This is a genomic window from Pseudoalteromonas sp. BSi20439 (genome assembly GCF_000241165.1).
Taxonomy (GTDB): domain Bacteria; phylum Pseudomonadota; class Gammaproteobacteria; order Enterobacterales; family Alteromonadaceae; genus Pseudoalteromonas.
This window is the reverse complement of sequence record NZ_BADW01000142.1, coordinates 16654-28880: the sequence shown is the minus strand read 5'-3', so window position 1 is coordinate 28880 and position 12227 is coordinate 16654. Positions and strand designations below refer to the sequence as shown.

The 12227-nt window shown below is 39.1% G+C and carries 9 protein-coding genes; 5 read left to right on the top strand and 4 right to left on the bottom strand.

What is annotated here, in order from left to right; all coding sequences use genetic code 11:
* Nucleotides 1-210: 210 nt before the first annotated feature.
* From P20439_RS12160 to prlC, 3 genes are all read right to left on the bottom strand, one after another.
* Entirely contained in the window at nucleotides 211-966 is a 756-nt protein-coding gene (locus tag P20439_RS12160; protein WP_008467222.1) for a class I SAM-dependent methyltransferase, read from the bottom strand.
* Nucleotides 967-1031: 65 nt separating this feature from the next.
* Entirely contained in the window at nucleotides 1032-2210 is a 1179-nt protein-coding gene (locus P20439_RS12155) for a response regulator (RefSeq protein WP_008467220.1), read from the bottom strand.
* 142 nt (nucleotides 2211-2352) lie between these two features.
* The gene (gene prlC, locus P20439_RS12150; RefSeq protein ID WP_036933881.1) at nucleotides 2353-4404 is read right to left on the bottom strand and encodes an oligopeptidase A; all 2052 of its coding nucleotides are present in this window, start codon (nucleotides 4402-4404) and stop codon (nucleotides 2353-2355) included.
* 230 nt (nucleotides 4405-4634) lie between these two features.
* Here prlC and gorA point away from each other — a divergent pair, with 230 nt between their 5' ends.
* The 5 genes from gorA (at nucleotide 4635) to P20439_RS12125 (ending at nucleotide 11523) form a co-directional block, all read left to right on the top strand.
* On the top strand, nucleotides 4635-5993 hold the full coding sequence (gene gorA, locus P20439_RS12145) for a glutathione-disulfide reductase (RefSeq protein WP_008467216.1): 1359 nt from the start codon (nucleotides 4635-4637) through the stop codon (nucleotides 5991-5993).
* Nucleotides 5994-6086: 93 nt separating this feature from the next.
* Nucleotides 6087-7307: a site-specific integrase gene (locus P20439_RS19005; RefSeq protein ID WP_008467214.1), complete on the top strand. Its 1221-nt coding sequence runs from the start codon at nucleotides 6087-6089 to the stop codon at nucleotides 7305-7307.
* Nucleotides 7304-9007 carry a hypothetical protein gene (locus P20439_RS12135; RefSeq protein ID WP_008467212.1) on the top strand — a complete coding sequence of 568 codons (1704 nt, stop codon included), beginning with the start codon at nucleotides 7304-7306 and terminating at the stop codon, nucleotides 9005-9007. The genes P20439_RS19005 and P20439_RS12135 overlap by 4 nt, the downstream gene beginning before the upstream one ends.
* Before the next feature lie 9 nt (nucleotides 9008-9016).
* A complete protein-coding gene (locus tag P20439_RS12130; RefSeq protein WP_008467210.1) occupies nucleotides 9017-11104 on the top strand; it encodes a hypothetical protein in 2088 nt (695 codons plus the stop codon).
* Complete coding sequence (locus P20439_RS12125) at nucleotides 11101-11523, top strand: hypothetical protein (RefSeq protein ID WP_008467209.1); 423 nt, start codon at nucleotides 11101-11103, stop codon at nucleotides 11521-11523. Before P20439_RS12130 ends, P20439_RS12125 begins: the two co-directional genes overlap by 4 nt.
* Before the next feature lie 360 nt (nucleotides 11524-11883).
* Here P20439_RS12125 and P20439_RS12120 read toward each other — a convergent pair whose 3' ends face one another.
* On the bottom strand, nucleotides 11884-12222 hold the full coding sequence (locus P20439_RS12120) for a DUF6488 family protein (RefSeq protein WP_008467207.1): 339 nt from the start codon (nucleotides 12220-12222) through the stop codon (nucleotides 11884-11886).
* Nucleotides 12223-12227: the final 5 nt, after the last annotated feature.

The window sequence follows — 12227 nt, the reverse complement described above, 5'->3', positions numbered from 1 at the left end:
GCGGTCAGCGGTCAGGTAAGTAAAATAAAACACCGAGCCTTATGCAAGCCCAGTTTTTATATTATAGGTGAGAGTTTACCTCGCGCACTTTCACAACATGTCAAACTACCTGCGCGGCGTAAAGCCCCGCCTACGTTTAACCCAAACACCGTACTTGGCTTAATCTTTTGCTGACAACTGACAGATGAAGACTAAAAACTGGTCTTTAACCTAAACCATCGCGGCTTTTACATACACATCAAAGCGGTTTTTCTTGGTTTTGATTTGCATGCTTGGGGTTTTATCATTTAAAAATGGTGCGTAATCGGGGCGTTTCACTACTACACGTTTACTGGCAAGGGGGTAGGCAAAATCGAGTAAATCATCGGCGTCGGTATCGCCACCCACTAACTCTTGGAATACCCGCATTTCTTTTTTAACCAGCGCTGATTTTTCACGGTGCGGAAACATTGGATCAAGGTAAACCACATCGGGCATGCTGTCACATTGAGCAAGTAAAGTATGGCTTGAGCCAAAGATAAGGCTCATATTTTGCTGCATCCATGGGCCAATTTCACTATCGTTATAAGCACGTTGTAAGCCATCATATAACAGTGCAGCAACCACGGGGTGGCGCTCATGTAAAATTACTTTACAGCCTAGCGAGGCTAACACAAAACCATCACGCCCAAGGCCTGCTGTGGCATCGAGTACCACTGGCGTTGCGCCCTTATTAAGACCAACTGCTTTGGCAATTGATTGCCCTTTACCACCACCAAATTTACGTCTATGTGCAACGGCACCAGTTACAAAGTCTACGTTAATAGCACCTAATTTTGGCTCGTCAGTTTTATACAGGCTTAGTCCTTTATCATCGTAATGCAAGCTAAAACCACTGCTTTGCTCTGCCCATTGAGCAAGCCCAAAGCGTGCTTCTAACTCATTTAAATAAGGTCGACACTCTTTAAACGCACACTGTATAACCACTTCACACTCCGATGATAAATTTCACCGTTATTATACCCAAACAAAGCCAATATACGATCTCTAGTTTAAAACAACTCAATATCGTTATTTTCGCTCTCAGGTTCTGGCTGCGTTTGTTGTTTACTTAGTTGTGTTTGAGTAATTAAGTCATCACGCTGTTGAGTGGTTGTTTTTAGTTGGTGCTTAATAAAGGCTAAATCATTAGTGGTTGCAACCAGCTGCTGTGATGTATGACTAAGCTGAGTTATTTGCTGATTAAATTGCGAAGCTGGTATCTCGTTGAGTGTTTGTATTAGCGATTGGAGTTGCTCAAGCTGCTCTGTAAGCTGGCTAATTGCACTCGTTTGCATGGCGTTTTGATTTTTAAGCTGGGCAACAATATCTTGAAAAGCAAGGGTTAGCTCATTATCGCGCATTAGTCGATATTGGTGCTGCTGTATAGTAACTACTTTTTCGTTAGTTACTTCTAAAATATGCGGAAATAAATCTTTATAGCGGCCATAAAGTGATGGCGTATCTACAGGCATATTTTTAATTAATAGTGAAATATTAGGGTAATTAATAATAGTACTATGACCAATATCAACAAAGCGTTCTGCATTTTTATGCTGTATGAGTAGCTCTTGCTCTAATGGGCATACACCTGTTTCTTGGCTATAAAACATTCCCTGGTTATTCTGCCAAAAAACAACCACGACATTGAGGTGTAATGGAGTAAAAAAACCTAAAAAGTATTCACTTAATAATTCTAAATTATCGGCATGATAGCTTTGACAAACAAAACGCATAATGCGCCCCATGTCACCGGTCTCAATCATCGCCATTTCAGCTGTTTTATTGGCCTTTGCTATATCATACTGCAGTGTTGCACACTGCTTGCGATATTGGTAAAGAATTTTAATGCGTGCCATCAGCTCCTGTGCGTTAAAAGGCTTCAAAATGTAGTCAGCCCCGCCAACACTAAATCCTTTAATACGTTCAGCTTGCCCCACTTTGGATGATAAAAACATTACCGGAATATCTGTTGTGGCTTTATTTTGTTTAATAGTTTGGCAAACCTCATAACCAGACATGCCCGGCATTTCAACATCAAGCAAAATAATATCGGGGTTATATTTAATCGCTTGTCTTATGCCATCTTCACCATTTTTGGCGTGGATCACTTTGCAAAACCCAGCTAAAGATTCTTCAATAATATGGTGCATTAATTTATCGTCATCAATTGCCAGTATTAACTTTGCCATGCGTTAGTCCCTTTTAGTACTTTGTTCAAAGCATAGTACGCTATGTTGAAACTACTAAAAATTATTCAAAATATTCTTTAACAACGCTGTATTTTAGGCAATAAAAAAGCGCCATTGAGGCGCTTTTATAATTATATTTTAATTAAGCGGCAATGCCACTATGGCGCAGTAGTGCATCTACACTTGGCTCACGACCACGGAAGTTTTTAAACAGTGCCATTGGCTCTTCGCTGCCGCCTTTTTCAAGAATGTGCTGCATAAACGCTTGACCCGTTTGTGGATTAAAAATGCCTTCCTCTTCAAATTTAGAGTAGGCGTCTGCCGAAAGTACTTCAGCCCATTTATATGAGTAATAACCGGCACTGTAGCCACCCGCAAAAATATGACTAAAGCCATGCTGAAAACGGTTGAATGCTGGCGGTTTAATGACTGAGGTACGACTGCGCACATCATCAAGCACAGCTTGAATGTTGCATGGTTTGTCTGCCACGTAATCGTGGTGGATTTTAAAATCAAATAACGAGAACTCAAGTTGTCTTAACATTTGCATACCTGAGTTGTAATTTTTAGCGGCCAATAGCTTATCTAATAGCTCTTTTGGTAATGGCTCACCGGTTTCGAAATGACCTGAAATAAAGCTAAGCGCTTCTTCCTCGTAACACCAGTTTTCTAAAAACTGACTTGGCAATTCAACGGCATCCCATGCCACACCATTAATACCAGCAACAGGCGCTGCATCGACTTGAGTTAACATGTGGTGAATGCCGTGACCAAACTCATGGAACAGTGTGGTTACTTCATTATGGGTAAACAAAGCAGGCTTATCGCCAATCGCTTTATTAAAGTTACATACCAAGTAAGCAACTGGTGTTTGAAGTTCACCATTAGCGCGCACTTTACGACCCATACAGTCATCCATCCACGCACCACCACGCTTGTGGTCGCGGGCGTACAAATCTAAGTAGAAGCGACCACGTAAAGTATTGTTGCTATCGTAAATTTCAAAAAAGCGCACATCTTTATGGTAAAAATCAATGTCTTTTTGCTCTTTAACTGTAATACCAAATAAGCGGTTAACGGTTTCGAACAAACCACTAAGCACTTTATCGGCAGGGAAGTATGGGCGTAATACTTCATCTGAAATCGCGTATTTTTCTTGCTTTAGCTTTTCGCTGTAATAACCAAAGTCCCATGCCTGTAGTTCACTAATACCGTGCTGTTGCTCTGCATATTGTTGCAACTCTTTAAGCTCTTGCTCTGCTTGTGGCTTAGATTTAGCGGCTAAATCTTCTAAAAATGAAAATACCTGTGCAGGTGATTCTGCCATTTTTGTAGCTAACGATTTTTCGGCGTAATTATTAAAGCCTAGTAATTGTGCTAACTCATGACGCAGTGCCAGTTCTTCACTCATTATCGCTGAGTTATCGAACTCACCCGCATTTGGCCCTTGATCGGATGCACGAGTAGAAAACGCGGTGTATGTTTCTTTGCGAAGTTCACGGTCGTCTGCGTAAGTCATTATAGGTAAGTAAGATGGAAAATCGAGAGTAAATACCCAGCCTTCTAAGTCTTTAATTTTTGCTGTATCGGCCGCTAATGCCAGTGCTGACTCTGGTAAACCCGCTAGTTGGCTTTCATCGGTAATATGCTTATGCCATGCAAGCGTGGCATCCATCACGTTATTACCAAATTTTGAAGCAAGCTCTGATAAACGCGCACTAATTTCACCGTAGCGTTTTTGCTGCTCAGGATTTAACGCAATACCTGATAGCTTAAAATCTCGCAACGCATTAGTAATGGTTTTTTGCTGGGCGGTGGTGAGTGTTTTAAATTCATCACTGTTATAAAGCGCGCTGTAAGCCTCATATAAACCTTGGTGTTGGCCAACAAAAGTTGAATATTCAGAAATAAGCGGTAAACACTGCTCGTAAGCTTCGCGCAGTTCATCGTTGTTCATTACTGAGTTTAAATGTGATACCGGTGAAAATAATCGCGATAGTTTATCGTCGGCTTCTTCAAGCGGTAGTACTAAATCATTCCAGGTGAAAGATTGCTTTGCTAATACGCTTTCAATCGCACTGCGACAGTGCTCGATACCTTTTTTTAATGCCGGTACTACATGCTCAGGCTTTATTTTTGAAAAAGGAGGAAGTCCTTCAAGCCCAATAAGGGGATTTGTTTGTGCATTGCTCATAGTCATTCTCAGTTTATGCAAATATAAAAATGAAGTTGGGGCAAAATACGTAAATACAAGGGGAGGTGTTCAGCTCTTAGCTTAATATACGCTCGACTACTAATACCTTGATCTTAACTAGCTTGATTTTCGTTTGATGGTAGAGATTTTAGCAAACCTGAACAAGTGACTTGTTCATCGCATATGATATTATCGGTAAAACATTGTTAAACACATTTAGAGGATTAAACATGGCTCAGCATTTTGATTACATTGCAATTGGTGGCGGTAGTGGTGGTATTGCATCAGCTAACCGTGCAGCAATGCGTGGCGCAAAAGTAGCACTTATTGAAGCAAAACACATGGGTGGCACCTGCGTAAACGTAGGGTGTGTTCCTAAAAAAGTAATGTGGCACGGTGCTCAAGTTGCTGAAGCAATTAATCTTTATGCTCCTGATTACGGTTTTGATGTAGAAGTAAAAGGCTTTGACTGGTCAAAACTAGTAGAAAGTCGCGAAGCTTATATTGGTCGTATTCACAAAGGCTATGATAACGGTTTAGCTAAAAATGGCGTTACCGTGATTAAAGGTTTTGCAAAATTTGTTGATAGTAAGACCGTTGAAGTAGATGGCGAGCACTATACTGCCGATCACATTTTAGTTGCCGTAGGTGGCCGCCCTACTATTCCTAACATTCCAGGCGCTGAACACGGTATTGATTCAAACGGCTTTTTTGAGCTGAACGAACAACCTAAACGTGTTGCTGTTGTTGGTGCCGGTTATATTGCCGTAGAAATTGCAGGTGTTTTGCACAGCCTAGGTACACAAACTCACTTATTTGTTCGTAAGAGCAAACCGCTGCGCACCTTTGACCCATACATTATCGACACACTGGTTGATATTATGGCTAAAGAAGGCCCTACCCTACATACCGAGTGTTCGCCAAAAGAAGTGGTAAAAGAGGCTGATGGCAGCTTAACAATTCACTTTGAGAATGGTTACAGCGAAAATGTTGACCAGGTTATTTGGGCTATAGGCCGTACGCCAACAACTGATAAAATTAACCTTGCTGCAGCTGGCGTAGAAGTAAACGAAAGCGGTTATGTAAAAGTAGATGAATACCAAAACACCACAGCTGAAAATGTATACGCTGTGGGTGATATTATCGAAAATGGTATTGAGCTTACACCGGTTGCTGTTAAAGCGGGTCGTACTCTATCGGAGCGTTTATTTAATAAAGAATTGCCGAACGATTTAAAAATGGACTACAGCCTAGTACCAACCGTAGTATTTAGCCATCCACCTATCGGCACAATTGGCTTAACTGAGCAAGAAGCTATTTCTCAGTACGGCGGCGAAAATGTAAAAGTATATAAATCAAGTTTTGCGGCTATGTACACTGCAGTTACTCAGCACCGCCAAGCATGTAACATGATGCTTGTGTGTGCAGGCGATGATGAAAAAGTAGTTGGCTTACACGGTATCGGTTTTACCGTTGATGAAATGATTCAGGGCTTTGCAGTCGCCATGAAAATGGGCGCAACAAAAGCCGATTTTGATGCAGTTGTCGCACTACACCCAACCGGCTCTGAAGAGTTTGTTACTATGTAAATTTTTCTCTGGAAAAGTGAAACTTTACATTTGCTAACTCTGGAAAACGAACTAAGCTGACCAAGTAACGTACAATTTTTGGTCGGCTTTTTCATGCTCACAATAGTTCAATCAGATGATTTTAAAACTGAGATCCAAACTCCCTTTTGCAAAACAAAATCAAGCATTCAGCTAAAAGGCTTTCCAACTTTTTATGAAGATGGTGAATACGTCATGCCAATAAACCTTTGGATGAATCACCTCATTAACGTTAAGCGCGCAAAAAACATCAATTCAAACGTTCGTGCCATAAGTCGATATTGGCGCTTTTTAAAAAGCCATGAACTCTCTTGGAAAGACTTTCCAACTATCAAATCAAATAAGCCCACATATATTTTCCGAAACCAAGATCTTTTGGCCTCAGTGAAAGCCGGTGAGCTAAATAGTTCAACAGCAGCTGTATATATGAACCATATAATTAAATTCTACGAGTGGGCATATTACGAGAGGTTAATTAACTTCTCTAAGGAAAATAAACCATTTGAAGTAGAGTTTGTTAGCATCAAAACGACTGGGATGCTTGCGCATATCAATCGTAATTATGTTGTTAGAAGCTCAGACTTAAGGATCAGGGTCCCAAGGCGTACACCAGAGCAAAGCTTGAATCCCCTTACAGAAGATGAGGTAAAATTATATTCGCGAGCACTCAAAGAACAGTCAATTGAGTTCCAAATACATCAACTATTACAACTCATGTGCGGCCTTCGTATAGAAGAAGCCTGCACCTTTCCTGCTAATCTAGTGAATAGATGTGACCCGAATAAATACCATATTCAAGTTAGTATAGGACCTCATAACGGTGTACTCACCAAATTTGGCTCAGTCAGAACTATCGAAATTCCAACACTGTTAATGAACAAGATGCATCGCTACTTGATTAGTGAGCGTCGCCAGAAAAGAGAGTCTAAAACCGATAAACCGATTACGGAATTATTAATTACCAATCGAGGTAAACCATATACTACCAATGCAATACAGCGTCACTTTAGCTTAACTCGTAATTACATACGCAATGAGCTAAATACCCACTTTCAGCATAGAACTCACGATTTACGTGCAACTTACGGTACATTTCGCCTTGCGTCCCTTTTAGACGAAAAAGTTGGGTTGTCACCATTCGATGCTATGTCATTAATCATGGGGTGGATGGGACATAAAGATGAGAAAACAACTTGGCGATACCTGAACTTTATAAACCGAAGCAAGGCATCGATACGTGCAGTTTGCTTTTTAGATCAAGTTATGGAGTCAGTCATTAATGAGGATCTCTCGTGATTAACAAATCAAATTTAAATATTGACCTTAAACTTAAGTTAAATATTTATGGTGATCAATTTGTATACCCAGACTTTCAAAGATTTAGATACAAAGGCGTGCCTAAACTTTTTGAAATGCATCGGGGTACTTTGCTTAACCGAGACAACCAAATTATTAAGTGGTATCAAGCATTCAAAGCTAATACAGAATATACTGACACAACAATGAATACCCTTTTTAGAACATTTACACGGTATGTGAATATTTGTGACAGTATTCCAGTAAATCCAGATTCAAAAGAGGGTATCAATGCATTTGAAACAGCTCTAGTTCACAGCGTTAGAATTGGCAGCAAAAGTTCAAACACAGCAAAAGGTGAATTAAGTAGTATAAGAACAATAATGAAGATGCTAGATCACCCTGTTGATGAGTGGTTTTCTAAATTCAAACTATTTCGCAGCCAAATAAATCCAACTCAAGCATACTCAGAATCTGAATTGAAAAAGTTAATTAAAATACTAAAAGAACTATATTTTCAGCTTTCCAAGCAAATTCAAACCTCACCTAAAGAATACATTCAAGCAAGGAGAAGCGACCAATACGCGAGCTTTTCTTTTAATAAAATCGAAGTGCCTGTAAGTGGTGCTATTACCAAGTGTTACTGTGCTGCATATTTCTTACTTGCCTATTACACATGGGCAAACGCTAGTACGATAAGAGATATGGATATCCCCAAAGCTTCACAAAAAAAGGGACAGCAAGGTAAGTGGTTTGTGCAAACAGCGTTAAAGAAGAGAGCTAATAAATTTGTTACCATCGAGCTCGGCGATAATCTTAGCACAGACATTCCAAAGCATGCGCTAAATTTTATTAATGACCTTATCACCCTTACGCACGTGCTGTTTCCAGATGCCAATAGACTACTTCATCAATGTCTAAACGGGATAAATAAGCCCTTGTGCCCAACGCATATTCGTTCCAATATGAATTGGCTAATTAATATATTCGATTTGACTGATGACAATGGTCAACAACTTAGGCCTGAAGCTAAACGCTTTAGAGCTACAGGTGCATCTAATTACTTAGCACTCACAGGAAACTCACTCGAAACATCCATGTTGCTCAATAACACACCTGATGTAGTTCGAAAGCACTATAGCAGAGGTAACGAGTCAGAAAATAACGCCCAACTTCAAGCCACAGCTAACACCTTAGAAAATGCAATTAAATGTGGCGATATTAGTAGAGCACGAGAACAAACTCTTGAGCAAATGAATCTAGAAATACTACCCTATGATGAATTCGTAAACCGCTATGCTAAATCAGGGAATGGTCAAAAAACACCTTTAGGTACAGGTTGCAAAGACCCCTTTGATAACCATGGTGACCGTTTTCGACGAAAGGCCTCTATCGATAGCGTTGACATGACCCATCTTGCCTGTGCAGACTTATTAAATTGCTTTTCCTGCCCAAATCAAGTGCTGGTTGAAGAAGTTGATGATATTTGGTGTTTATTGAGTTTTTATGAAGCGTTAGAGGATGCCAAAGAAGATCACCTCAACATGTCACACTTTAAAAACAATTTTGATCGAGTACTAAGAAAAATAAAGCAAGTGCTTTTTAGTATCGACTTAAAAGTGCGCAGGCAAGCTGAGCGGAAGCTACATACAATTGGTCGCCACCCTTTTTGGCCCGATACGCTTAATTTGGTTTTATAAGGAAATGCTATGAAACCGTTACTTGCTGCACCAGAACAAGTTATAAAAGAGAATACTGTTTTTGTTGAACAGGCAATACAGTATTTTGAAAATAAGGATTGGGACAATTTAAACAAAATCCCAGTAATGATTGACCAAAATGGTAAAACCATAAGTTACTTTGGCGATAACACATGGGATTTAACACACTATGTAGATGTCAAAATTGTTTCGAAAAAGCGGGCTTCTTTTACTCATTTAACAACTATTTCCTTGTTGCAAGAACAAAAGTTACTCGCATTCCTTGGTTTATTTGCTGTCGGCACCTTAAGGCAAGGGGCAATGATAAAAACCACAACATTTTTAGAGAGAAATATCAATTTAACCCAAGTATATAAATACATAGAATCCATCAAAGCAGATTCGATTTGTGTCCTTAACCATCCCATACAGTTTTCTAGGTTTTGCGAATATTTAAAGTCACTTAAAATGAGTGGGCCATATACTTCAAAACTTATTTTCGCATTAAACTGGATCGAAGCGGTTAAGAACCAAACCCCCATAAAACTATCATTACCTTTGACGACATCAATTACAGAATTAGGCCGTCAATTAGGTTGCCCAACCAAACTAGAAAGTGAGCAGTATTACGCTATACCATCACGCTTGATGCAACTCATATACTCAAAGGCTATCGAGTATATAGATACTTACTATCCTATTCGAGATACATTATTAGATATCCATACCGAGCAGCAAGAAAACTATGAAATTGGCAAAGCGGCTGTTGATAACAAAATAAAATCAGGTCAATGGAACTGGTTAACATCTGATTCCCCTCACTACAAAGCTGAGATAACTAAAGCTAAACCCCAAACTTCTACCAATATACTTAAAAGCTATATTTCCAACGCTGATATCGAAAAATTAATTCCTAGTGATATACGAAGATTCAATTGGTTATACTCCCATATTCTAACTTGCTGCTTTATAATTTGTGGAGCCTTTTCGGGCATGAGAAGAAGCGAGATCTATAGTTTACACTCTGATAGCTTTAAAACATTAAAATTAAAAGACCAAGTGTTTTATTCGTTACAATCCTACCACAGTAAAATGACACCTGCGGTGCCTGAAAAAGCAGAGTGGTTGGCATCTCCAATTACTGGGAAAGCAATCGAGCTCGCATCACTACTCACTCAAAATATGAGAACTCAACTCATGCTCTCAGATGACCGAGTCGAAAATGCTAGAGCCTCAAGCATCTGGCTAGTTCAACAAATGAAATGCAGAAAGCCAAACATGCTGACAGGTCCACCTTTTGCTCTTCATCATAAGCAGCTAGTAGAAGAGGCTGGCGCCATCGTAAATGAGCAAGATTATGAAGAGTTTAAACTTCTAAATCCAAACCTAAACATACACGCTTACAAGCAAAAGATAGTTATAGGTAAGCCTTGGGCTTTTACAACCCACCAACTCAGGCGAACTTTTGCAGTATTTGGTAAACGCTATAATTTACTCTCTGACGTTGCCATTAAACAACAGTATAAGCATATATATTTACCAATGTCTCAATGGTACTCAGAAGGAGGCGTAGCAGCCAAAATAAAACATGTAAAAGTGGACTCAGAACTCAATAATTTACTTCAAGAAGTGGATAAAGAAGTCACTACACAACTATTGCATCAGTGGTATAACTCAGATGACAAGCTATATGGTAAGAAAGGTATAGATGTTGTTAAAGATAGAGAAGATACCGCTGTTAAATACTCATCCTGGGATGCTCTTTATGCTCAAGTATCTGCTGGTAGAATATCTATTGCTGGTACACTTCACTCATACTGCATGGCTGGTTATGAATGCAGAATGGAAAAGGTCGTATCACCAACCAACTGTTTTAACTGCGAGAACGTTGTCATAGACGAAACTAAAGCACAAGCTTGGCAAAAACGACATCAGTGGATTGTTGAGACTATAACTGAAATGGAGCAGCATACTAAACTATCTCAATCGCAGCTAAGCCATTTTATTACGCAATTACGTGCAGCTGAAAAGGTTATGGACTACTTTGAGATAAGCTACACTCCATACAAACCCGAAATTGAGATCAGACAGCTTTGAGTAAGTCAGAGAATACAAGGTTAGAGCTTCTAAGCGCAATTGACAGGATACTTTCTGGCGATACAGTACGTATTGATGCCAAACGAGGTTTAAGTGCCATTGCAGTTGAGGAAGAAGCTAACCTTGGTAATGGCTCAGCTTACTATTACTCAGACGTCATTGAAAAAATTAAACTACTAAAATCAAAAGCTATAACAAAAAAGCAAGCACAGCAAAACTCAGATGTTACTAAGTTACGTGAAAAGCTTGCCAACGAGAAACGGTTAAAAGAAAAATATCGAGCGGAAATAGCCAGCTTAAAAGAGCAAATGGCACAAATGGCTTCTACCCACAATGCCCTAGCGCTTTCAAATCACCAGCACTTAAAAAAGATTAATGACCTCGAATCTGAGTTATTTCTGCTTAAGGGAAGTAACTAGCAGAATGTACCAATTTATAGCATGTATTAGTTTAGACTTGAACTTACAGCTATATATTTTTATATCATAAGCTTAAATTTCATAATGAGAAAACGACAAAAGTACTGACGCTTAGGTGAGAATAAAAAGCCCTCTTCAATATTATGTACAACTAAAGCCTTCCTTTTCTCGAAAAAGAGCCAACTTTCATTAGTAAAGCGGCTTAAAGACCAGCTAATACAAAAATATTTTATAAAAAACAAATGCGACACCCATTTTAGTTATTACCTACTAAGCCTTACCTTCTAATTTAATTAGTGTCAAAAATACAAATTGAAAATTGACACTGTAAAAGCTCACAGTGCCAATTTACCTTTAAGCTTAGAAATCGTTCTTCGGTTTTACATCTAGTAGCTGACCATTTTTAGCTATTTTGAAATAAACGTGATCACTACCGTTATTATTTGATGCTTGAACAACATAATAGTCACCGTTCTTGCTTATGACTGAAAACGCTTCTGAAGAAATATCTTGCCAAGAATCATTTAATTTTCCAACTTCAAAACCATAGTCTTTAAAGGTCAATTTTTTTATTGATTTAGCTGCGATACTAATCGCTTGTTGATCATTAATGTAGCCATGGGCATGATCACTATGTGCTAAAACACCAGTACTCATTAACGTAATACAAACTAAGACGATTGAAATTAATTTATTCATTGTTT

Bases quoted from the DNA above. Each gene is read 5' to 3' on its own strand.
- P20439_RS12155 (WP_008467220.1), bottom strand. From the start codon at position 2,210: ATGGCAAAGTTAATACTGGCAATTGATGACGATAAATTAATGCACCAT.
- prlC (WP_036933881.1), bottom strand. From the start codon at position 4,404: ATGAGCAATGCACAAACAAATCCCCTTATTGGGCTTGAAGGACTTCCT.
- gorA (WP_008467216.1), top strand. From the start codon at position 4,635: ATGGCTCAGCATTTTGATTACATTGCAATTGGTGGCGGTAGTGGTGGT.
- P20439_RS19005 (WP_008467214.1), top strand. From the start codon at position 6,087: ATGCTCACAATAGTTCAATCAGATGATTTTAAAACTGAGATCCAAACT.
- P20439_RS12130 (WP_008467210.1), top strand. From the start codon at position 9,017: ATGAAACCGTTACTTGCTGCACCAGAACAAGTTATAAAAGAGAATACT.
- P20439_RS12120 (WP_008467207.1), bottom strand. From the start codon at position 12,222: ATGAATAAATTAATTTCAATCGTCTTAGTTTGTATTACGTTAATGAGT.